The sequence below is a fragment of the Pseudomonas rhizophila genome (assembly GCF_003033885.1).
Lineage (GTDB): Bacteria > Pseudomonadota > Gammaproteobacteria > Pseudomonadales > Pseudomonadaceae > Aquipseudomonas > Aquipseudomonas rhizophila.
Genome location: NZ_CP024081.1, coordinates 3911680 through 3934936, shown reverse-complemented (window position 1 = coordinate 3934936; position 23257 = coordinate 3911680). Strand labels below are relative to the sequence as shown.

The window sequence follows — 23257 nt, the reverse complement described above, 5'->3', positions numbered from 1 at the left end:
CCTCATGGCAATGACCGGTATCAAGCAGGTATGCTTGGTTAAGTTACCTTTAGTAAGTTACGGTTGGTAAAGTTAGCATGTCAAGCCTTGATGAAAATTCGCGATCTACAGCTGCTCCCCGTCGACGCTTGTCTCGCGAGGATCGGCAACGGCAGCTGTTGGATGTCGCCTGGCGGCTGGTGCGAGAGGAGGGCAGCGAAGCGCTGACCCTGGCCCGCCTCGCGGAACAGGCGGGGGTAACCAAACCCATCGTGTATGACCACTTCACCACTCGGTCCGGGCTGCTGGCGGCGCTCTATCAGGATTTCGATGCCCGTCAGACGGCGCTCATGGACGCCGCCCTGGAAGCGAGCGAACCGACACTGCAAAGCCGCGCGGAGGTGATTGCTGCTTCGTTTGTCGAATGCGTCCTGCTGCAAGGCCGGGAGATCCCGGGGGTGATTGCGGCGCTGACCAGTTCGCCAGAACTGGAGCGCATCAAGCGCGAATATGAGGCGATTTTCCTGGACAAGTGCCGAACCGTCCTGGAACCGTTCGCCGGTACACGGGCCATCACCCAGGCGAGTCTGCGGGCGATGCTGGGCGCGGCAGAAGCCCTGTCCAATGCCGCTGCCACCGGGGAAGTCAGCGCCGCCGAGGCCAAGCAAGAGCTCTTTGTGACCATCGTGGCGATGGTGGATAGAGCCGCCCGCATCGGCGCAACCTGAACCTTCCCCATCGCAAATGGCCCGAGCCCCCCCTGTGGGAGCGAGCTTGCTCGCGATAGCGTCAGCCCAGTCACTGCACTTTTATGAAGCCGCAGGCGATGGATCGCACCATGGCAAGGCAATCGTCCGCGGATGGAGGCGTCAGGCGAGCGCTTGTAAGCATGAGGTGACTGGACGGCCTTTTTCACGGGCAAGCCCGCGCCCACAGGGATTTTCGAGGGTTGCAAGCAGCGTTAGGTCTATGACTTCAGGGCGGCAGACAAAGGCTTGGCACGCTCGCTGCAAGAGGCTGTTCAGGCCCACTGTAAATACATTCAAGTGGGCAACCCCGTCGGTCAACGAAGATCGAGAGCCAGCAGGCCGGGGATAACGGTAGATCGGGGCGCAGTCGCCGGATCGATACCGCACAGAACAGGCAAAGACGCCTGGAACCGCAAGGTTTCAGGCGTCTTTTTTTTTGCTTTCAAAACCGTGATGGGCTTTTGTCGGGTGCTTTTATGAATTCCAACGTTGCTTCCCTGAACAAGCTGCAAACACTGATCGTGATCGGCAATGGCATGGTCGGCCATCACTGCGTCGAGCAACTGATCGAGCGCGGTGCCCTCAATCATTACCACCTGCATGTGTTCAGCGAAGAACCGATGCGCGCCTATGATCGCGTGCATCTGTCGGAGTATTTCTCTGGCCGTGACGCCGAGTCCCTGGCGCTTGGGCAAGCCTCGTTGTACCAGACCCCTGGCGTCACGCTGCACCTGGGCGTGCCGGTGCTGGAAATTGATCGCGAGGCGCGCCAGGTGGTCACTGCCCAGGCTCGCATCAGCTACGACAAACTGGTGCTCGCTACCGGCTCTTACCCGTTCGTGCCACCGATCCAGGGCGCCGAAGGCGATTCCTGCCTGGTCTATCGCACCCTGCAAGACCTGGACGCCATTCGTGCCGCCGCAAGCAACGCCCGCCGGGGTGTGGTGGTCGGTGGTGGTCTGCTGGGCCTGGAAGCGGCCAATGCCCTCAAGACCCTCGGCCTGGAAGCTCATGTGGTGGAATTCGCCCCGCGATTGATGCCGGTACAACTGGATGAGCAGGGCGGTCTGGCCCTCAAGGCGCGCATCGAGAAACTGGGCGTCGGCGTGCATCTGTCCAAGGGCACTCAGTCCATCAGCGCCGGTGAGCAGTACCGTTATCGGATGAATTTCGGCGATGACGATTTCCTGGAAACCGACCTGATCGTATTTTCTGCCGGCATTCGCGCCCAGGATGCCCTCGCTCGCCAGTGCGCTCTGCAGATCGGCCCGCGCGGTGGCGTGGTGATCGATGACCATTGCCTGAGCAGTGACCCGGACATCTACGCCATCGGCGAATGCGCAGCCTGGAACGGCAGCATCTTCGGCCTGGTCGCTCCGGGTTACCAGATGGCCCGCAACGTCGCGGCTCGCCTGTGCGGTGAAAGCGCCGAGCCGTTCACTGGCGCGGACATGTCCACCAAGCTCAAGTTGCTGGGGGTGGACGTAGGTTCCATCGGCGACGCCCACGGCAATACACCGGGGTCGCGCAGCTTCCAGTTCATCGATCAAACCAGCGCCAGCTACCGGAGACTGGTGGTGGACGCCGATGGCAAACGAGTGATCGGCGCGGTCCTGGTGGGCGACAACAGCTACTACGACACCCTGCTGCAATACATGCAGAACGGCATCGCGTTGCCCAAGGAGGCTGCCGGCCTGATCCTGCCGAGTTCCGAAGGTGCACCCACGTTGGGCCCGGCAGCACTGCCTGCGGCGGCGACCATCTGCTCGTGTCACAACGTCACCAAAGGCTCGATCTGTGCGGCCATCGACAGCGGCTGCACCGACCTTGGGCAACTGAAATGCGATACCAAGGCCGGCACCGGTTGCGGGGGGTGCGCCGCCCTGGTCAAGCAGGTGTTCGAGCACGAACTGATTGCTCGCGGCGTCAGTGTCGACAAGAGCCTGTGCGAACACTTCGCCTATACCCGCCAGGAGCTTTATGCCTTGGTGCGGGTTGAAGGCATCATCAGCTTCGACGAGCTACTGGCCAAGCACGGCCGCGGGCACACCGGTTGCGACTTGTGCAAACCGGCAGTGGGCTCGATCCTGGCGTCGTGCTGGAACCAGCCGATCATGGACCCGTCCCTGGTGCCGTTGCAGGACACCAACGACACCTTCATGGCCAACATGCAGAAAAACGGCACCTATTCGGTGGTGCCACGCATCGCCGGGGGCGAAATCACTGCCGACAAGCTGATTGCCATCGGCGTGGTCGCCAAAAAATACGACCTCTATACCAAGATCACCGGCGGCCAGCGCATCGACCTGTTCGGCGCCCAGTTGCACCAGTTGCCGGATATCTGGGCCGAACTGATCGAAGCGGGTTTCGAAACCGGGCACGCCTACGGCAAGTCGACCCGCACGGTGAAGTCCTGCGTGGGCAGCACCTGGTGCCGCTACGGCGTGCAGGACAGTGTGCAAATGGCTCTGACCATTGAAGATCGCTACAAGGGTTTGCGCTCGCCCCACAAGCTCAAGTTCGCGGTGTCCGGTTGCACCCGCGAGTGCGCCGAGGCCCAGAGCAAGGACGTCGGCGTGATCGCCACCGAGAAGGGCTGGAACCTCTACGTGGCCGGTAACGGCGGCATGCGCCCGCGTCACGCCGAGCTGTTCGCCACCGACCTGGATGACGCGACCCTGATCCGCTACATCGACCGCTTCCTGATGTTCTACATCCGCACCGCCGACAAGTTGCAGCGTACGTCGGTCTGGCGCGAAAGCCTGGAAGGCGGCCTGGACTACCTCAAGGACGTCATCATCGAAGACAGCCTGGGCCTGGGGGCCGAACTCGAAGCCCAGATGCAACTGGTGGTCGATCGTTATGAATGCGAGTGGGCCAACGCCCTCAAAGACCCGGACAAGCTCAAGCGCTTCCGCACCTTCGTCAACGACGGTCGCGGTGATCCGGATGTTCATTTCGTCAGGGAACGCGGCCAGCGCCGGCCGGTTCACGCCCACGAGCTTCACCTGATTCCCGTTACCGAGGAGGTGCTCTGATGAGCCAGTCAAACGTCGTTCGTATCCCCACCCGCAACGCGGCCCAAAATCCCGTGCAATGGCGTGCCCTGTGCAGCCGCGAGGATCTGGTGCCCAACTCCGGCGTGGTCGCCTGGCATGACGGCCGCCAGGTGGCGCTGTTGTACCTGCCCGAACAGCAGGACAAACCGTTGTACGCCATCGACAATCGCGACCCCAAGTCCGGGGCGAACGTGATCGGTCGGGGGCTGTTGGGCAGCATCAAGGGTGAACTGGTGATCGCATCGCCCCTCTACAAACAGCATTTCCGCCTGGAAGACGGCCATTGCCTGGAATACCCGGAGCAGCGTCTGCGGGTGTGGCCGGTGCGCCTGAATGGTGATGTGGTGGAGATTGGCGAAGACTGATCCGCCTCTGACCGGGGCGCCACAATGAATCAGGCAATTTAAGTGCATTGGCTTGCCTTTAACTGAAGTTGGGAATCAACAATGAAAACAGCCGCTCAACTGGTAAGACTCAAGAGTGTGCAGAACCAGCAGGTTCACAGCATCGCGCCGGAGCAGACCGTGCTCGAAGCGCTGCAGATCATGGCCGAGAAAAACGTCGGCGCGTTGCCGGTGATCGAACACGGTCAGGTGGTTGGCGTGTTCAGCGAGCGCGACTATGCGCGCAAGCTGGTGTTGCAAGGACGCTCCTCGGTGGGCACTTCGGTACGCACCGTCATGAGTGCTCCCGTGGTCACCGCCGATAGCCAGCAGAGCATCGACCGCTGCATGGAAGTCATGACCGACAGCCACCTGCGGCACTTGCCGGTGCTGGATAACGGCCAGTTGATGGGGTTGTTGTCCATTGGCGATCTGGTGAAGGAGGCGATTGTCGAGCAGGCGGATTTGATCCGGCAGCTGGAGCATTACATTCGCGGGCACTGAACCCACAGGGAATTTATCTGTGGGAGCAAACCTTGCTCCCACAATGGTGCGAAGTTTCGCTAAATTTCCTCACCCCAACATCAGCAACTGCCGGATCAGATTCGGCGTACTGCCGGTCCAGCGCTTGAACGAGCGGCGAAAATTCGCCGTGTCGTTGAAGTTCAGGTACTGCGCCACTTCCTCGTTGCTGAACCCCTTGACCTGGTACAAGTACAACGCCACATGGGTGTGCACCCGGTCCACCTGTTGCTGGAACCCGGTATGGTGCTTGTGCAGCTTGCGCTTGAGCGTCGCCGGGCTCATGGCGAAAGCCTGGGCGATCTGTTCCAGGCTGGGCGTCTGCTGCACATGGCTGTGCAGGTAGTCGTAGACGCAGTCCAGAAAGCTTGCCGTGAAACCCAGTTGATCGAGTTGGTCTCGGGCTTCGATCCGCGCCACCTGGCCGGCGGTGGCCGACACGTTGGGCCAGGGCTGGGCCAGACAGTGGCGAGGCAGGCGCATCAGGTCCAGCGGCCGATTGAATTGCGTCTGTTCACCCAGGTGCACCCAGTACTGTTCGACGTAACGCGGCTCCTCATGGCGAAAGCTGCATTGCCAGGGCAGGCGTTCGCCGCTCAGCCATGCACTCATGGCAACCATCGAAGTCATGCTGGCTTCCAGTATGAAGCGCCATTGTTCATCCGCACCGCAACTGTCCAGCCAATGGATGTAGGCGTAGTGCTCGTCCAACAACAGGCGCGGCGCGGCCAGGGGGCTGAGCAGTGCTTGCTGGTCAATCAGGGTTTCCAGGGCCTGATGCAGATTCTGCGCGTGGCGTAGCGCATGGCTGGCTGGCCCGTAATGCCCCGGCAGCAGCCGCTGGCCAAATAGGAAACTGCTGTCACTGGCATCGAGCAGGCGTCGGCTGTTGTCGATCAGGCCAAGAAACTGTTGCGGGCTGATGCGGCTCTGGCCAGCGAGGATATCGTCGTGGAACAGCCCGGTGCCACGCAGCAGGCGGTGGCTGTCGATGTCACGCGACAGTGCCAGATCGATCAGCGCGGCAGGCTGATAGTGCCCCGGAATGAAGCGGCTGTCGGTTTCATACCAGCAGGTCTTGAGGGTCATGGGCCGGCCTCAGGCGCTTTTCAACGTGGAACGGGATCGGGCCAGCGTCAGGTTGAGGCGTTTGAGCAAGGCCTCCGGCGACTCGTCAAATGCCATCACCACGGCGGTGCTGGCGGCCAGTTGCAAGCGCTCGCCGTGTTGCCGGGTCTTGTGGGCCAGGCTGCCAACCGCGTGGGCCAGTTCTGCGGCCAGATACCGGGCCTGGCTCTCGCCAGTGTCGGGCAGCAGGACCACAAAGCGATCACCGGCCAGGCGACAAAGCAGATCCTGACGGCGCAGGTTCAGCACCAGCAACTGGCTGACGGCTTGCAGCACCGCATCGCCCTCGCCGTGACCGAAGCGCTGATTGATGGCGGTGAAGTTGTCCAGGTCCAGGGCCAGCAATGACAAGGGCTGCTGGCGTCGTCGGCTGTCCTCCAGGCTGCTCGTCAGTTCATGTCTGAAAAAGTCCGCGCCTCCCAGCGGCGTGAGTTTGTCGAACAGGCGGTGCTCGCGGAACAACCGTTCACGCTTTTCCATTTGTCCGTTGATCGCCAGTTGTTCCCGGTGCCAGTGATAGATGCCGAGGGTCAGCAGAATCATGCCCACCGGCATCGGCCCGGACTCCAGCCAGTGGTCCCAGGTGATGCTGTCGGGCAAACGGATGAACTCGTCGAGGCTGTCGATCCACCAGGAAAAAAAGATGCAACCCAGGCCCCATACGAGGTAGTTGGTCACCCGACCGGCCGGGCGACTCTTGAGCACCAGGCCGAGCCAGACCAGCGCCAGCAAGGCCGAGCCGCCTTCGCCAAGGATATCCAGCCAGACCCACTCACTCAGCGGTTTGAGCTCACCGTTGGCCAGGTGGAGCATCAGCCCGAGGTTGGCCGCCAGCAGAAGCAGGGCGAGTTTGAGGCGGTGCGGGCGCAGCACGGAAAACATGGCCGGAATCCTTTGCCAGAAGCGGAATGCGGCTCAGCACAGCAGATGGATGTGACAGTGCGGTGACGGTGGGTGAATGGGTGGGGGAGGTCGAATCAGCTCATTGGTTGTCCGGATTTTTATGCATGAGATCGCCCTTATCTCATTGTGGCGAGGGGATTTTGTGGGAGCAAAGCTTGCTCGCGACGAAGACGACGCGGTTTTTCAGGGGATCGAGGCACCTGCATCGCGAGCAAGCTTTGCTCCCACAGCGGTGTGGAGCGACGTTTCGCAAAAAGTGATCGGCTGCTGAAGGCCTGTGCGACTCGGAAACAGGTCATTTCAGCTCATTCTGGTCCGCCAACCCCCTCACATCAGTGTGTTTTAGGCCCTGCGGGCAAACGCTGTCACAGAACCGTCACCCCCCACCCCTAGCGTGCCCTCCCAGTTGCCGGGCCGTTGCCTGGCGGATTTTCGGATTCCTGGGGGAGACCACCATGCATCACCGCACAAGCACTGCCGGGCTCGTCGGTTTTACGTTCACCGCGTTGGCGATGGCCATTGCCAGTGAACGGCTGAGCGCTGCCGAGCAGACGACCACTGAACACGTCCAAGTGGTTGGTCAGGCGGCCAGCATCGATCAGGCCCTGAAGGAGCAGCGCAGCGCCGACAGCATCAAGAGCGTGGTGCATGCCGACGGCGTGGCGCAGTTGCCGGATGAAAACGTCGCCGAAGCCGTGCAGCGCCTGCCGGGCATCAGCGTCGAACGTGACCAGGGCGAAGGTCGTTTTGTCAGCGTGCGGGGCCTGGGGCCAGACCTCAACAGCGTGACCATCAACGGCACGCTGGTACCGGCACCGGAAAGCGAGCGCCGGGCCGTTGCCCTGGACGTGCTGCCCGCGGAGCTGGTGCAGTCGCTGTCGGTGATCAAGACCCTGACGCCGGACATGGACGCCAACTCCCTGGGCGGCACGGTCGACGTGAAAAGCCTCTCGGCGTTCGACCACAAGGGCTTGTTCTACACCGGCAGCAGCGAAGCCAGCTACGACAAGAATACCGGCCAGACGAGTCCGAAATTCTCTGGCGCTATCAGCGACCGTTTCAGCCTGGGCGACGGCATCGATAACTTCGGCGTTGCAGCAGCGCTGAGCTGGCAGAAGCGCGATTTTGGCTCGGACAACGTTGAAACCGGCGGCGCCTGGGATTTCGAGCAAGGCTCACGACTGGAAGAGTTCGAACAACGCGACTATGACATCCGTCGGGAGCGCGCCGGCGGCGGGCTGAACTTCGACTACAAGCCTGATGATCTGAGCAGCTACTACCTGCGCACGCTTTACAGTCGTTACAAAGACAGCGAAACCCGCAATGCCGCCAGCCTGGCTTTCGAAGATCCGCAAGCGGCCGGTGAGCTGGGTGCCGCAGAAGGCGAGCGCAAGATCAAGCAGCGCGAAGAAACCCAGGAGATCCAGTCCTATGTACTGGGCGGGGAGCGCATGTTCGGTCTCTGGACTCTCAGCGGCCAGGGCGGCTACAGCAAGTCCAGCGAGGACAGCCCCGGTCATATCGCCGGTGCCACATTCGAAGGCATCGACAGTTTCGAGGGGGGCTTCTACGGCAACGACAAGCCGCGGCCGATCATTGGTTCGGGGTTCTATGATCCGGCCAACTTCAGCCTGGACAAGGTGGACTGGGAACAGCAGAGCACCACCGACACCGAGAAAAACCTGCGCCTGGACCTGGCCAGAGACTATGACGTCAGTGGCTACGCCTCCCAGGTCAAATTCGGCGGCAAAGTCAGCCGCCGCGACAAGGACAACGACCTCGACGCCTGGGTCTATGAGGATTTCGGCGACCTGGGGTTCACCGACGAGCAGTTGAACCTCGGACAATTCCAGAAGGGCAACGTGGATTACAGTCTCGGCCGTTACGGTCCAGGCATCAGTGCCGGAGCCATCGAACAATTGTTGGGTGGTCTGGATCGCGACGCCTTCTTTGATGCGCAAGAGTCGCGGGTCAATGACTTCCAGATGAGCGAAGACATCAACGCCGCTTACCTGATGAACACCGTGGACATCGACGATTGGCGCTTGATCGCCGGCATGCGTTATGAAGGCACGGAGTTCGAAGCCAAAGGCAGCGGCGTTACCGACGGCGTGTTCACCGACACCCAAACCCGGCGCAAATATCACCACTGGCTGCCGGGCCTGCACGCGCGTTACCAGTTGGACAAGAACACCCAGGTGCGTGCGGCCTGGACCAAGTCCGTGGTGCGCCCGACCTTCGGGCAACTGGCCCCGGGTTTTGTCATTGACGATGACGAGGCGACCTTCGGCAACCCGGACCTCAAACCCCTGGAGTCGAGCAACCTGGACCTGGGCATTGAACATTTCATGGGCCGGGCCGGCACTGTGTCGGCTTTCGTGTTCTACAAAGACATCAAGAACTTCGTCTACAACACCGACCTGGCGGGCACGGGCGCCTGGGCCGACTTCTCCGAAGCCCATAGCTTTGCCAATGGTGACAGCGCCAAGCTCTATGGCCTGGAACTGGCCTACTCACAAAAATTCGACTGGCTGCCAGCCCCCTGGAATGGATTGCTTCTGGGGGCCAACACCACCTTCAGTCGCTCGGACGCCGAGATCGAAGGGTTCGATCAGGCCAGCGGAACACAACGCAAGCGCAGCATCGACCTGCCGAACCAGTCGGACACCGTGGGTAACCTGATGCTGGGTTGGGAAAACGACAAGCTGAGCCTGCGTCTGTCGGCCAATTACAAGTCGGCCTACCTGTATGAGCTGGCGTCCATCAGCGACCGCGACCATGACCTGCACGTTGACGCCCAGACCTTTGTCGACTTCAGCGCCCGCTACTCCCTGACCAAAAACCTGCAAGTGAGCCTGGAAGCCCAGAACCTCACCGACGAGTCGTATTTCGTCTACACCGGCCACCGCGCCTACAACGGTCAATACGAAGAATACGGCCCGACCTACAAGCTGGGGCTGACCTTCACCCATTTCTAGATCGCGACGCCGATCCGTCAGGGCGAGGGGAAAAATCCCCTCGCCCTGCAGGTGGACAAAAGACCCGTTTGAACCCGGCTCAATGACAAGGATTTTTCCGTTGAACACAGCTTTTTTTTTACCCAAGCAGTACCTGTTGGCAATGCTCATCAGCCTGGCAAGCGTTCCAGCGTTGGCGGCTTCCCCAACCCTGAAGCTGCAACCCTGGCCTCAGGCACAGGAACGCTCGATCAATGCCCTGGGATTCGTACCCGGCCATTGGACCAGCGAACGACTGGCCAGCGCCCGTGAAGGCTTGCTGTTGCTGGATGCCCAAGGCCGCGAACTGTCACGCCTGGAGGGCTCCTTCGAAGGTCTCGACAGCCGTGCCCTCGGGGCGAACGTTCTGGTGGCCAGCCTCGACAGCACTCGTCAGCAAGCACTGTTGGTCAGCCTCGATCCGGATAAACGTCAGTGGGGGACGCCGCTGTACCTTCCTGCGCGAGATTTCCCGGTGAACGGGCTGTGCCTGTACCGCGATGAAGCGAGCAACCTGTTTGTGTTTCTGGTGGGTGAAGAAGGCAAGGGGGAGCAATGGCTGGTGGGCAACGGCGAGCACCTGAGCGCCAGTGCACAGCGCGTACGCGGCTTGCCACTGCCGCCCGATGCCCAGACCTGTCAGGTGCAAGACAGCGCCAATCAACTGTTCGTCAACGAGGAACAAGTCGGCTGGTGGGCCTACCCGGCATCCTCCGAGGCCGATGCCGTGCGTGTACCCGTGGCGATGCGCACGCCGTTCGGTGACATCCAGCAGGCCGCTGGGGACCTGGCGGCGTTACCAGGCGGGTTGCTGGGCCTGGACCCACAAGCGCGACAGCTGCATCTGTATCAGCAAGACGGCCAGGGCTGGACCTCGACAGCCCGTCTGGCGCTGCCGGGCCTGAACGAGCCGGAAAATCTGGCGGTACGGGCGACGAAAAACGGCCTTGAACTGTTGTTGCGCGACGATGACAGCGCACGCCTGTATCAGGGCCAAATCAATTGGCAACCCACCCCTGTGTCCCTGCCGCCGGTGCTGCCTACAGTGGCTGCCATTGGCCAGAGCGAGCCGGTGGCGCGCCAGGGCGACGCGGCGGATGATCCGGCGATCTGGGTTCATCCCACCACACCTGCCTTGAGCCGGGTGCTGGGCACTAACAAGAAGCAAGGCCTGCTGACGTATGACCTGCACGGCAAGCTGCTGCAGGAGCTGGCGGTGGGCCGCCTCAACAACGTCGATGTGCGCGGCAACTTCAAGCTGGGTACGCAAACCGTCGATCTGGCAGTCGCCAGCAACCGCGACCGCAACAGCCTCAGCCTGTTCAGCATCGACCGGGTCAGCGGCGAACTGCGCGAGGCCGGCGAGATCCCCACGCCACTCAAGGAAATCTACGGCATCTGCCTGTTCCAGCCGGTTGAGGGCGAACTGTATGCCTTCGCCAATGGCAAGGACGGGCGCTATTTGCAGTACCGCCTCAGCGCCCCGGACGGCGTGGTGAAAGGGCAGTTGGTGCGCCAGTTCAGCGTCGACAGCCAGCCTGAAGGGTGCGTCGCCGATGACCGGCGCCAGCGGCTGTTTCTCGGTGAAGAAGACGTCGGAGTCTGGGCGGTGGATGCCCGGGCCGACCGGCCGGCGACATTGGACAACGTGATCAAGGTCGGACCTCAGTTGCATGCCGACGTCGAGGGCATCGCCCTGTACCAAGGCGCCGGCCACGATTACCTGGTGATCTCAAGCCAGGGCAACGACAGCTATGTGCTACTTGATGCCGAACCGCCTTATGCCGTGCGCGGTGCGTTCCGTGTCGGCCTGAACGGCGCCGCGGGCATCGACGGCGCCTCGGAAACCGATGGCCTGGAAGTCACTTCGGCCAACCTTGGCGGTCCCTGGAGCGACGGCATGCTGGTGGTCCAGGACGGCCGCAAACGGATGCCCGAGCAGACCCAGAACTTCAAGTTCGTGCCCTGGAACGAAGTCGCGAAAGCCTTGCGCCTGCCTTGAGCGGCGCTGTCATCAACCGGTCATGAACATTTCATCGAATAGCAGCCAGACAGGAGTTCTACCCATGCAAGCCACGCTGGAACATATGACAATCTGGGGCCTGATCAGCGATGCGAGTCTTCTGGTCAAGGCCGTTATGCTCACACTGCTGCTGGCCTCGCTGCTGAGCTGGTACCTGATCATCCAGCGCAGCGCCGTGCTGCGCCGCACCGAGCGCCAGTTCAAGGGTTTCATGCAGCGTTTTCGCAGCACCAGCGATTTGCCAGCGCTGCTGCGCGAGACCGCCCAGGTGCGCGAGGAAGAGGGCGGCGTGGAGCCGATCTTTCACGCCGGCTTCCAGGCTTTCACCCAGCTCAACGTGCCCTCCGGCAGCCCACAGGTGGTGCTTGAAGGGGTGGAGCGTTCGCTGCAAGTGGCAATCAGCGAGCAGGAGGTGCAGTTGGAGAAAGGCTTGCAGTTTCTCGCCACGGTCGGTTCGGTCAGCCCTTACATCGGTTTGTTCGGCACGGTCTGGGGGATCATGAATGCCTTCCTGGGGTTGTCCCAGGTGCAACAGGCCAGCCTCTCCACCGTGGCGCCGGGCATCGCCGAGGCGTTGATCGCCACCGCCATCGGCCTGTTCGCGGCGATTCCCGCGGTGATCGCCTACAACCGCTTTTCCGCCCGCGGCCAGACCTTGCTGACACGCTACTACGCGTTTGGCAACGAGTTGCAGGCACGCCTGCATCGCAAGCTGCACGGCGCTCCGGTGAACCTGGCCGCGGCCGCTTGAGAGGAGAGGGCAGATGCTAGTCAAGCCGCAACGCAAGCACGGGCCCAAGGCCGAAATGAACGTGGTGCCTTACATCGATGTGATGCTGGTGCTGCTGGTGATCTTCATGGTCACGGCACCCATGCTGACCCAAGGCGTGAAAATCGAGCTGCCCAAGGTCGCCAGCCAGGCATTGGCCAACGATAGCCGCCAACAGATCCTGACCCTGTCTGTTAAGGCCGAGGGCGGTTACTACTGGAACCTGGGTGCTGAACTGGACACCCAAAGCCAGACCGACAGCGCCGTGGACCTGGATCAGATGCGCGCCAAAGTGGCCCAGGTTGTCGCCGAGCGCAGCGATACCCAGGTGTATATCCGTGCCGACGACCACGCCGACTACGGTCGTGTCGTGGCCGCCATGGCCGCCTTGCAGCAGGGCGGAGTGAGCAACCTTGGCCTGGTGACCGAGGCACCCCGATGACGGCGATGATCATGCACAGTCCATCCTTGGGTTTACCCACGGTGTCCGGCAGTGGTTTCTGGAGGAACAGCCTGGCAGCGGGACTCGCCGTGGCCTTGCACGCGGTTGTCGCGGCATTGCTGGTGCTGGGCTGGACCGTAGAGAAACCGACCGTCGAAGCGCCCCGGGTGCTGCGCACGCAATTGGTGATGTTGCCACCGCTGCCGGTGCCTGAAGCGCCTGCGCCGACCGCCGTGGCAGAGGTCGCCCCAGAACCGGTCGAAGCCACGCCGGCTCCCGTGCAAGCGCCACGCCCGGCGCCGAGCAAACCTGCGGTTGATCCAAGGCTCCAAGCGCAGAAACTGGAGCAGGCAACCCTGGCGCGCAAACGGGTCGAGGAGCAAAAGCGCGAGCAGCAGGCCGAGCAACAGGCCCAGCAGCAGCGCGAGCGTCAGGAGAACCAGCGACGTCAGCAGGAAGCCGAGCAACAGGCCGCCGAACGACAGCGCCAAGCGGCTCAACAGGCCCAGGCGCTCGCCCGGCAACGCCAAGCCGAACAGGCGCGTCTGGCCTCCGCCGACAGTCGCCACTATCAACCTCTGAGCAAAGAGGCTCCGGATTATCCGCAACGGGCTTTGGACAAAGGGCTGGAAGGCGATTGCACGGTGGAGTACAGCGTCAAGCCGGACGGGCGAATCGACAACCCCAAGGTGCTGGACGGCTGCCATCCGTTATTCATCCGACCCTCGCTGACTGCGGCCCAGACCTTTCGTTATCAGCCGCGGATCGTCGACGGCCAGGCCGTGACAGTGCCGGCGGTGCGCAATACCTTTCACTACCGCATCGAATAGAACCCGAGCCTGTTGCGGCCCGGCGTAATCGGACTAAACCGCGCCGGCGGCCGGCCGGTGCTGGCGCAACAGTTCGATCTGCTGCGATGGAACCAGCTCGCGCAACGCCTTATAGAGCGCCCGTGTTTCCAGCAGATTCCAGATGCGCAGCATGGTTTCCAGCGCATCCAGGGGTTTGCTGATGAAGTCCCGGGCGCCCAGCGCCAGGGCGCGCAGGCGGGTGGCGTCGGCAGTCAGCACCAGGATCGGCAGGTAGTCGTTTGCCGGGATGCGCCGGTTGAGCTGCTCCAGCACGGCGAAGCCATCGAATGCCGGCATGTGCAGGTCCAGGATCACCAGGTCAGGCTCAAAACTGTTGAACAGGTCGAGGGTGCGCAAAGGCTCGGTGCTGCTCAGTACGTTGTGCAGCCCTTCGCGAGCCAGCAACTGCTCCATCAGGTCCAGGTTGGGGCGCTGATCGTCAACGATCAGGATGCGCAAATCGCGATTCATGCGGGCTCCGGTAAATAACGTTCAAGGTGGCCGAGAAAGGCCTGGATATGAATGGGTTTGGTCAGGATCGCTGTGGCCCCGGCTTCGTGCAGGGCACGGTGGGTCAGGTCGCTGGCATCGGCGGTGATCATCAGTACCGGTGTGGACGCCGTAGCCGCCGATTGCCGCAAGCGGCGCAGCACCTCCAGGCCTGTCAGGTCCGGCAGGGTCACGTCCAGCAGGATCAACTGCGGGGCGTGCTGGCGAGCCAGGTCCAGGCCCAACTGGCCTTGCATGCTCGACAGCAGTTGAATACCCGGACGTCGCTGCATCAGGGTCTCGATCAGCGCCAGGCTCGACAGGTTGTCTTCGATGCACAGTATCTTGCCGTGATATTCGACTGACGGACGCGGTGCCTTAAGCGCGACGATGGGGGGCAAGCGGGCGTGTTCCACCCGGGCACCGGGCAATTGCAGGGTAAAACAACAACCTTGCCCCGGCTCGCTGTGGACCTGCAGGCTGCCTTGCATCATTTCCAGCAGGCTCTTGCTCAAGGACAGCCCAAGACCGGTGCCCTCGACCTGTGGATCGGCACCCAGGCGCTCGAACGGCTTGAACAACCGGTCAAGCTGCTCGGGGGCAATGCCATGCCCGGTGTCGCTGACGGCAATGCTGACTCGCGGCCCCTGGGCCGTCACTTCAATGCGCACTTCACCGCCGGGCCGGTTGTACTTGATGGCGTTGGACAACAGATTGAGCAGCACCTGCACCAGGCGTTGACGGTCGGCCAGCACACCGCTGCTGTCGGGTAGCGGCGCCAGCTCGGCTAACTGAATCCCGGCGTCGGCCGCCATGGGTGAAACCAGCGTCAGGGTTTCATGCAACACCGTCGTCAAGGCAATCGGCTCAATGTTCAGCGGCAGACGACCGGCCTCGATCCGGGCAATGTCCAGCACCTCGTTGATCAATGCCAGCAAATGCTGGCCGGCGCGCAGGATGTGACTGACCTGTGGGCGCTGGCCGGCGCTGGAGTCCATGTCCAGCAGTTGCGCGAAGCCGAGTATGGCGTTCAGGGGTGTGCGCAGTTCGTGGCTCATGCGCGAGAGAAATTCGCTCTTGGCGCGGCTGGCGCTTTCGGCTTCTTCACGGGCGGTGCGCAGGGCGATCTCGGCGGCGCGGCGGTCAGTGATGTCGCGGGTGATCTTGGAAAACCCGCGCAGGGTGCCGGTACTGTCGTACTGGGCAGTGATGACCACACTGGCCCAGAAGCGGCTGCCGTCCTTGCGACAGCGCCAGCCTTCTTCCATGTAATGACCGTCACGGGCCGCTTCGTGCAGCGCCATGTCCGGGTGCGCCGGGCATTCTTCGCTCAGATAGAACAACGAAAAATGCCGGCCGAGGATTTCCTGTTCGGTGTAACCCTTGATCCGTTCGGCGCCGGCGTTCCAGGTAATGACATGGCCTTGAGCGTCCAGCGCAAAGATGCCGTAGTCCTTCACCCCATCGATGATCAGTCGCAAGCGTTCTTCGTTATCCCGCAGAGCCCGCTCGCGTTCGGCAAGCAACTGCCCGGCCTCTACCAGACGAGTGCCCAACTGGCCGATTTCGTCCTGCTCCGGCGGTTGCGGCAGCAACGGTTGACCCAAGGCCAGGCGCTGAGCGTTGCCTTGCACCTGTTGCACGCGGGCGACAATGCCCTTGGACAGGAACAGCACCGCCACGATGGCGCCAAGCAGCCCGCACAGCGCCGCCAGTAGCGTGGCGAACAACAGGCGCATGCGCGTGGCCGAGGCGGCGGCACTGCGGTCGGCGAGCAGGGCGTCCTCACGTATACGCATGGCGTTGATCTGCTCGCGCAGCACGTCCAGGACGTGTTTGTTTTCGATCAGAATCGTCGTGATGGCCGCTGTGTCATCGGCCTTGCCGTTGCGCAAGGCATCCAGCCCATCGAGTTTTTCTGCGATCAGTGGGGTGATGGTCTTGAGGCGCTCGCGCATCCGGGCGTCGCGGATGTTGTGGTCCAACCGTTGCAACGCGGCCTTGATCAGCGGCGTGGCCTGTTCGTAGCTGGGCAGGAAGTCTTCGCGCCGGGTCAGCAGGTAACCGCGCACGCTGGCTGCGGCTTCGGCCAGCAGGGTATGCACCGTCTGGATATCGCCCTGGACCAGCAGCACCCGGCGCACGTCTTCTTCGGCCCGGGCGGTCTGGCGTTCGGTGATGTAGATCAGCACCAGCGACAGCAACAGCACCACCAGGGGCAGGGAAATGACCACCAATGCCTTGCCCCGCAATGGCAGGTTGGCCCAGCGGCGGGCGGCGAGGAATCTCATGGCCATTGCCCGCTGGGTTGTGCCACCAACCCCAGAGCAACACCGCGCACGGCGGCCTGGGTTCGATCGGCGGCTCCCAACTTGCCGATGACGCGCTCCACGTGGGCCTTGGCGGTGCCGGGGGCGATGCCGAGTTTTTCGCCGATTTCACGGTTGCTGAAGCCGCCGGCCACCAGCCCCAACACCTGGCGCTCGCGGGCTGTCAGGGCCTGGACCGGGGTAGCGCCACTGGCACCGCGCTCGGCCATGCGCCGCAGCAGGCGCGCACTGACCGAACTGTTCAGGGCCTCTTCGCCCTGGGCGACCCGTTTGAGGGCGTCCAGCACTTCATCGCGGCTGGCATCCTTGAGCAGATAACCGACCGCGCCCGCGCCGATGGCGGCTTCAAGGTGATCAGGGCTGTCGTCCATGGTGAAGATCACCACTTTGATCCCCGGCTGGCGCTGCTGCAGGATACGCGCCGCCCCCAGACCATTGAGCACCGGCATGCGAATGTCGAGAATGGCGATGTCCGGTTGCAGCCGCTCGCACAGATCGAGGGCTTCCTGGCCGTCGCTGGCCTGGCCGACGACTTCGAACCCCGGGCTGCCGGCGAGCATGCTGATAAAACCGGTGCGGGTCACTTCGTGATCATCGGCCAAAAGCAGGCGTAAAGGGGACGTCATGAGTGTGTTCCGTGGGTGGGTAGGGGGACGCTGGCCAGCAAACGGGTGCCACCATCGGGCTGGCTGAAACAGCTCAGGTGGCCGCCCAGCAGGCTGGCACGTTCCTGCATCGCCGCCAGGCCCAGATGGCAGGTGCCATTGGTCTCGATGGGTTGTTCCAGAGCAAAACCACGGCCATTGTCTTCGACCCGCAGCGAGGCCCGGTCGTCGCTCACCATCAATCCCAGGCGTACATGGCTGGCCCGGGCGTGCTTGAGAATGTTGTTGATGCCTTCCTGGGCAATGCGGAACAAGGCGATTTCGGTGTTGCCCGGCAGGCGAGCGGCGCTGTGCTCGGCCCAGTCCACCGACAGGCCTGCATCCCGCAGGCGGTCGGCTTCCTTGTCGACGGCTTTGTACAGACCGAAGTCATCCAGCGCATGGGGACGCAGACCGCCGATCAACTGCCGGCCTTCGCCGACACAACCCCGGGCGAGATCGAGGATGGCCTGCAAGTCGTTCGCCAGGGCCGGCGGCAGAGGCGGGCAGCGACCGGCGAACCCCTGCAGGCGCTGATGCAGGCCGGCCAGGTTCTGTGCCAGGCCATCATGCAGGTCGTAGGCCACACGCTTGCGTTCGTCTTCCTGGGCGCTGAACAGTCGATGGACCAGCTCGGACATGGTGCGTTCGCGGGCCTGCAACGCTTCGAGCAGACGACTGTTCTCCAAATGGGCAGCCAGCAGGGTCGCCAGCAATTGCAGTGACTCAATATCCTCGTTGTCCGGCGTGCCCAGGGCTACGCCGTTGCCCAGCAATAAAGCCCCGAACACCACACCGTCGGAGCCACGCAACGGAACGCGCAAGACCTGGGGCAGGGCGCTGCCAGGGTACTCCAGCCATTGTGGCTCGGCTGACGGCGGCTGAGCCAGGTTGGCAAGCAGATCGAGCCGTTCTTGGCTGCCATGGCTGGCGATGGTGCGAAACGTGGTGTCCGCTGCCCACTCCAGCAGCAGGCCATGATCCATGGCCATGAATGCGCACGCTCGTTGCACTGCGCGCTGGCGCATCGCCGACAGGGGCAATTGCGTCAGTTCATGGCCGGTGCCCAACAGCAGGCGCAGGCGTGCGGCACGACTTTGCGACTGGCGATATTGGGTCCGGATGGCCAGGGCACTGCCGGGGTCATGGGGTGGGCTTTGCATGATAGGGCTCCAGCGTGGATGGGACCGGTCGGCGTGGCGGTATTAGAGCGTGTCATCAGCACCGGGCCTATCTGCCGAACGGCATAGGCAATCGGCACCGGTTGGCCGATGGCGAAGGCCGCCAGGCCCGGCAAAGTCGGCTCATTGAAACCCACAGGAACGTTACGATGAAACTGAAAACCTTCGCCGCTGCCGCTTTTTTCATGCTGACCACACCCTTGGCCCTGGCACTTGAAACAACGCCATACGTTTATCGCACCGTAGCCGAGCAGCCACAGAATCAGAATGACCGTGAAATCGCCGCATTGTTCGACCGCTGGAACGCGGCCCTCAAAACCGGCAACGCTGCTGCAGTAACCAGCCTGTATGCGCCGGATGCGATATTGCAGCCCACCGTATCCAACCAGGTGCGCAACACGGCGGCACTGATTCAGGATTACTTTGAACACTTCCTGGCCGGCAAGCCGGTGGGGCAGATCAACTACCGGGAAATCCGTCACCTGGGACCTGACGCGGCGATGGACAGTGGTGTCTATACCTTTGCCCTGACCAACGCCGACGGCTCCAAGCGCGAGGTTCAGGCGCGCTACACCTTTATCTATGAACGCATTGACGGTCAGTGGAAGATCCTTAACCACCACTCCTCGGCCATGCCGCAAGTCCAGAAGCAACTGCATGCCAGCCACTGAGGCCGTTTGAACAAATGAGTTCGTCCCTGGCTGCGTTGGGGGGCGAACCACCCGTTTGGCAGGCTGGCGAAAAACGATAGGCCAGGGTCATTAACAGAGCGGTTCGATAAAGAAGTTGGATTCGTGCGGGAACATTAATTAGAATCACTCTCATTTAATGTATTCCTTGCACAAGGCTTCTTGACATGTCTGATGCAGCTACGCCAACGGAGCGTTCCTTGCACGCGCTGTACCGAGACCACGGTGGCTGGCTGGAAGGCTGGTTGAGACGACGCATGGGCAATGCCTGGGATGCCGCGGACCTGCGCCAGGACACGTTCCTGCGGGTACTGTCCAGCGCTCAGCCATTGGCCGATCTGCACGAACCCCGCGCTTATCTGCTGACAGTCGGCAAGCGTCTGTTGAGCAACTTTTACGCGCGCCGCAACCTGGAGCAGGCTTACCTCGACGCCTTGGCGAGCTTGCCGCCAGCGTGCGTACCGTCCCCGGAGCAGCGCTGGCTGCTGCTGGAAACGTTGCAAGCCCTGGATGAATTGCTCGATGGCCTGCCGGCTCTGGTGCGGCGGGCTTTTTTGTGGAGCCAGCTCGAAGGCCTGGGCTACCGTGAAATCGCCGAGCGCATGCAGGTGTCGGAGCGCACCATCAAGCGCTATATGGCCCAGGCTTATGAGCATTGCCTGTTGGTGGAGTTTTGATGCGCCAGGCCCCTTCGCCTGAAGCTCGCGAAGTCGCCCGGGCGGCGGCTCGCTGGCTGGCCATGATGGAGTCTGGCGGGGATGACTTCGATTGCGCCGCGCTGCAACGCTGGCGCGACAGCAGCGCCCACCACGAGGCCGCCTGGCAAAAAGCCCAGCGATTGCGCCAGCGTTTCGCCGGGGTGCCGACTTCATTGGGTATGGCGACCCTGGATCGCCCGGCATTGCCCCGTCGGGCGGTGCTCAAGCGTGCGCTCGGCGTCGCCGCGTTGGTGCCCACGGCCTGGTGGCTGGGGCGAGAGCTGCCGCTGGAGGTCTGGCGCGCCGACCTGCACACGGCCACGGGCGAACAGCGGCGCTGGTCGCTGGCCGACGGCAGCGCCTTGCAGTTGAATACCGACAGCGCCCTGGACCTGGACCTCAAGGCTCGACGCCTGGTGCTGGTGCAAGGGGAGATGGCCCTCAATGTCCAGGGGCCTGCGCCATTGGCCATTCAGGCACCGTTCGGCCTGATCTCCGTCAGCCGTAGCGAGGTCTGCGTACGCCTGAATGAGCGCAGTTGCCGGGTGTCGGTCCTCAGTGGTTCGGTGCAACTGCAACCGTTGCGCGGGCCAATGCTGACACTGAAGGAAGGCGAGCAGGTCAACCTCTTGGCCTCGGGCGCCGGACCGGTGGGGGCGTTCGACGTAGCGCAGTTGGGTTGGCGTGACGGTGTACTTGTGGCGCAGAACCAGCCGTTGGGGGATTTTCTCCGTGAGCTGGGCCGATATCGCCCAGGTTTATTGCGTTGGGACCCCGCCCTGGAGTCGCTGCGGGTGACCGGCAGCTTCCGTCTGGAAAACACCGATCGAATCCTCGCGTTGCTCTCGGCCAGCCTGCCGCTGCACGTGCAAACGCGCACCCGATACTGGGTCACATTGACGCTGCGCAAAAATACTGTCTGACGCCTGTCCCCTTTTTTTGTCTCGCTTGTCATTCAAGGCAACTGAACAAAAACGAGAGCTCCCTCCAATGTCCGCAGTAGTACCTTTGCGTTTTCGCCCGGCCCTTGCCGGCTGGCGTCCGCTGTTGAACCTGAGCCTCGTGCTCAGCCTGAGCGCCAGCCCATTGTTCATGTCCTCCAGCCAAGCCGAAGAAGCTGCCCGACGCAGCTATCAGGTGCCGGCCGGCAGCCTCAGCGCCGCGCTGACCAGGTTCGCCGGCCTGGCGGGGGTCAACCTGTCGGTCGACCCGGCCCTGGTGAGCGGGCATAACAGCCCCGGTCTGTCGGGGGAGTATGCCGTGGAGGAGGGCTTTGCCCGGCTGTTGCAGGGCTCGGGTCTGCAACTGCAGCCGGTGGGCGAGCAGGCTTACATCCTGACCCCGGCGCCGGAAGGCAGCAGCTTGCAACTGGCGCCCACCTCGATCATGGGGGCCACGAGCCTGGCGCAGGGCGAGCCTTATGCCGGTGGCCAGGTCGCGCGCCGCGGCTCGCAAGGCTTGCTCGGGTCGCGAGACTTCATGGAAACCCCGTTCAGCATGACCACCTATACCAGCGAAGTGGTCAAGAACCAGCAGGCTCGGACCCTGGGCGACCTGATTGCCAGCGACCCTTCGGTTCGCGCCACCAATCCGGCAGGCGGGCGTTTCGAGCAGTTCACCATTCGCGGTTTCAGCCTGTTCAACAGTGATGTCGCCTACAACGGTCTCTACGGCATCCTGCCGACCTATTCGATCGACATGGAGATGGCCGACCGCGTCGACATCATCAAGGGCCCGACCCAGCTCATCAACGGCGTCTCGCCACGTGGCAGCGTGGGTGGCGGGATCAACGTGGTGCCCAAGCGGGCCACCGACAAACCCATCACTTCGTTCACGGGCAGCTACGCCTCCAACAACCAGCTCGGCGGCGCCGTGGATGTCGCCCGGCGTTTTGGTGAAGACAACCAGTTCGGCGTTCGTTTCAACGGCGTGAAGCAGTCCGGCGACACTGAATGGGATCACCAGAGTGTCGACCGTGACATGGCCGTGCTGGGCCTGGATTTTCGTGGCGAGCGTCTACGCCTCTCGACGGATATCGGGCGCACCGAGCGCGATACCGACGCGCCGCAGGAGCGCGTGCTGGTAGGGGCCAACGCACAGGTCCCGCACGCCAGCGATGTGCGCCGCAACTACGCTCAGCGCTGGAGCAAGGCGCGCACCAAGGACACTTTCGGCGCGGTGAACGCGCAATACGATGTCAACGATTCCGTGATGTTGTACGGCAGTGCAGGGGCGCGCAAAAGTGATCATGACTTCCTGCGGCACAACGTTTCGGTTAGCAACGACGCTGGCGATTTCAGCGTTCAACCCCGCGACTTTACCCGCGATGAAAATGTCCGCACGGCCACGGCCGGGGTGCGCAACTGGTTCCATACCGGCCCGGTGAGCCATGAGATCAACCTGGCCGCCAGCTACTTCTACATGGATTTCACCAATGGCGGCGCTCGTTATGCGTCGTCCCCGAGCAACCTGTATGACCCGGTGCAAACGCCGACTCCGAGCGACCCCACGCGCCAGGACAGCAAGGTCTATACCGAAAACCGCTCCACCGGCGTGGCGTTGTCCGACACCCTGGGTTTCTTCGATGATCGGCTGCTGCTGACCCTAGGCACCCGCTGGCAGCGGATCAAGGTTGACGACTGGACGGATAACGTCAAAGGCGCCACCGCGTACGACGAGGAAAAGATGTCGCCGTCGGGCGGAATCTTGTTCAAGGCAACCGATAAGCTGTCGTTGTATGCCAACTACATGGAAGGCTTGAGCCAGGGCAAGATCGCGCCCTCGACCTCGATCAACGAGGACGAAATATTCCCGCCGTTCATCAGTCGTCAGGTCGAGGTAGGTGCCAAATATGACGCGGGTGCGCTCGCCGTCACCGCCGCCGTCTTCCGGATCAAGCAGCCTGCCTACGCCACCGATGCCACGACCCGTGTCTTCGGCCCGAACGGCAAACGCGAGAACACCGGGGTTGAGTTGAGCGTGTTCGGTGAGCCGCTCAAGGGTTTGCGTTTGCTCGGCGGGGTCATGTATATCGACAGCGAGTTGACCGATACCACCGATGGCGCCTTTGATGGTAATCGGGCGCCGGCCACGCCCAAATACAATGTCAACCTGGGCGCCGAGTGGGATGTGCCGACCGTGCAGGGCCTGACCCTGACCAGCCGCGCCATCCACTCCAGTTCGCAGTACCTGGACCAGTCCAACACCAAGGAAATCGATTCCTGGGAGCGTGTGGATGTAGGCGCGCGCTACGCGTTCAAGGTGGACCAGAAGAACATCACCCTGCGTGCCAATGTCGAGAACGTCGCGGACAAGCGCTACTGGAGTTCAGCCGGCGCCTCGGATGACAGCGAGGCAGGCTTGACCCTGGCAACGCCGCGCACTTACCTGCTTTCGGCCACCGTGGACTTCTAGACCGATGT

19 protein-coding genes are annotated in these 23257 nt (G+C 62.5%); 13 read left to right on the top strand and 6 right to left on the bottom strand.

Going from position 1 to position 23257, the window contains the following annotated elements:
* Positions 1-77 precede the first annotated feature (77 nt).
* The 4 genes from CRX69_RS18230 (at position 78) to CRX69_RS18215 (ending at position 4674) form a co-directional block, all read left to right on the top strand.
* Positions 78-707 carry a TetR/AcrR family transcriptional regulator gene (locus tag CRX69_RS18230; RefSeq protein WP_107322505.1) on the top strand — a complete coding sequence of 210 codons (630 nt, stop codon included), beginning with the start codon at positions 78-80 and terminating at the stop codon, positions 705-707.
* A gap of 497 nt (positions 708-1204) precedes the next feature.
* Complete coding sequence (gene nirB, locus CRX69_RS18225; protein ID WP_107322504.1) at positions 1205-3766, top strand: nitrite reductase large subunit NirB; 2562 nt, start codon at positions 1205-1207, stop codon at positions 3764-3766.
* On the top strand, positions 3766-4152 hold the full coding sequence (nirD, locus tag CRX69_RS18220) for a nitrite reductase small subunit NirD (RefSeq protein ID WP_107322503.1): 387 nt from the start codon (positions 3766-3768) through the stop codon (positions 4150-4152). Before nirB ends, nirD begins: the two co-directional genes overlap by 1 nt.
* Positions 4153-4233: 81 nt before the next feature.
* Entirely contained in the window at positions 4234-4674 is a 441-nt protein-coding gene (locus CRX69_RS18215; RefSeq protein WP_047226520.1) for a CBS domain-containing protein, read from the top strand.
* Positions 4675-4743: 69 nt separating this feature from the next.
* On the opposite strand, the gene CRX69_RS18210 is transcribed toward CRX69_RS18215, so the two are convergent.
* Positions 4744-5781: an AraC family transcriptional regulator gene (locus tag CRX69_RS18210; RefSeq protein ID WP_076384936.1), complete on the bottom strand. Its 1038-nt coding sequence runs from the start codon at positions 5779-5781 to the stop codon at positions 4744-4746.
* Positions 5782-5790: 9 nt separating this feature from the next.
* A complete protein-coding gene (locus CRX69_RS18205) occupies positions 5791-6702 on the bottom strand; it encodes a GGDEF domain-containing protein (RefSeq protein WP_047226518.1) in 912 nt (303 codons plus the stop codon).
* A gap of 476 nt (positions 6703-7178) precedes the next feature.
* Between CRX69_RS18205 and CRX69_RS18200 the strand changes: the two genes are divergently transcribed.
* From CRX69_RS18200 to CRX69_RS18180, 5 genes are all read left to right on the top strand, one after another.
* Positions 7179-9701: a TonB-dependent receptor gene (locus CRX69_RS18200; protein WP_107322502.1), complete on the top strand. Its 2523-nt coding sequence runs from the start codon at positions 7179-7181 to the stop codon at positions 9699-9701.
* A 142-nt stretch (positions 9702-9843) separates the two neighbouring features.
* On the top strand, positions 9844-11721 hold the full coding sequence (locus CRX69_RS18195; RefSeq protein WP_240539607.1) for a phytase: 1878 nt from the start codon (positions 9844-9846) through the stop codon (positions 11719-11721).
* A gap of 64 nt (positions 11722-11785) precedes the next feature.
* Complete coding sequence (tolQ, locus tag CRX69_RS18190; protein WP_047226514.1) at positions 11786-12493, top strand: protein TolQ; 708 nt, start codon at positions 11786-11788, stop codon at positions 12491-12493.
* Positions 12494-12506: 13 nt separating this feature from the next.
* Complete coding sequence (tolR, locus tag CRX69_RS18185; protein WP_047226513.1) at positions 12507-12953, top strand: protein TolR; 447 nt, start codon at positions 12507-12509, stop codon at positions 12951-12953.
* Positions 12950-13783 carry an energy transducer TonB gene (locus CRX69_RS18180; RefSeq protein WP_107322500.1) on the top strand — a complete coding sequence of 278 codons (834 nt, stop codon included), beginning with the start codon at positions 12950-12952 and terminating at the stop codon, positions 13781-13783. Before tolR ends, CRX69_RS18180 begins: the two co-directional genes overlap by 4 nt.
* A 33-nt stretch (positions 13784-13816) precedes the next feature.
* Here CRX69_RS18180 and CRX69_RS18175 read toward each other — a convergent pair whose 3' ends face one another.
* From CRX69_RS18175 to CRX69_RS18160, 4 genes are read right to left on the bottom strand one after another with little or no spacing between them, the layout of a single operon-like run.
* On the bottom strand, positions 13817-14275 hold the full coding sequence (locus CRX69_RS18175) for a response regulator (protein ID WP_107322499.1): 459 nt from the start codon (positions 14273-14275) through the stop codon (positions 13817-13819).
* The gene (locus CRX69_RS18170) at positions 14272-16584 is read right to left on the bottom strand and encodes an ATP-binding protein (RefSeq protein ID WP_107322498.1); all 2313 of its coding nucleotides are present in this window, start codon (positions 16582-16584) and stop codon (positions 14272-14274) included. The genes CRX69_RS18175 and CRX69_RS18170 overlap by 4 nt, the downstream gene beginning before the upstream one ends.
* Positions 16581-17249: a response regulator gene (locus CRX69_RS18165; RefSeq protein WP_047226509.1), complete on the bottom strand. Its 669-nt coding sequence runs from the start codon at positions 17247-17249 to the stop codon at positions 16581-16583. The genes CRX69_RS18170 and CRX69_RS18165 overlap by 4 nt, the downstream gene beginning before the upstream one ends.
* The gene (locus tag CRX69_RS18160; protein WP_047226508.1) at positions 17246-18430 is read right to left on the bottom strand and encodes a sensor histidine kinase; all 1185 of its coding nucleotides are present in this window, start codon (positions 18428-18430) and stop codon (positions 17246-17248) included. The genes CRX69_RS18165 and CRX69_RS18160 overlap by 4 nt, the downstream gene beginning before the upstream one ends.
* A 167-nt stretch (positions 18431-18597) precedes the next feature.
* Here CRX69_RS18160 and CRX69_RS18155 point away from each other — a divergent pair, with 167 nt between their 5' ends.
* The 4 genes from CRX69_RS18155 (at position 18598) to CRX69_RS18140 (ending at position 23249) form a co-directional block, all read left to right on the top strand.
* Positions 18598-19119, top strand: a complete 522-nt coding sequence (locus CRX69_RS18155) for an SgcJ/EcaC family oxidoreductase (RefSeq protein ID WP_047226507.1) — start codon at positions 18598-18600, stop codon at positions 19117-19119.
* 185 nt (positions 19120-19304) lie between these two features.
* Positions 19305-19814, top strand: a complete 510-nt coding sequence (locus CRX69_RS18150) for a sigma-70 family RNA polymerase sigma factor (protein ID WP_076384924.1) — start codon at positions 19305-19307, stop codon at positions 19812-19814.
* Positions 19814-20758, top strand: coding sequence for a FecR domain-containing protein (locus CRX69_RS18145; RefSeq protein ID WP_076384922.1), 945 nt, complete (start codon positions 19814-19816; stop codon positions 20756-20758). Before CRX69_RS18150 ends, CRX69_RS18145 begins: the two co-directional genes overlap by 1 nt.
* Positions 20759-20825: 67 nt before the next feature.
* Positions 20826-23249 (top strand): TonB-dependent receptor, encoded by a 2424-nt coding sequence (locus tag CRX69_RS18140; RefSeq protein ID WP_107322497.1) that lies wholly within the window; start codon positions 20826-20828, stop codon positions 23247-23249.
* The last annotated feature ends 8 nt before the right edge of the window (positions 23250-23257 follow it).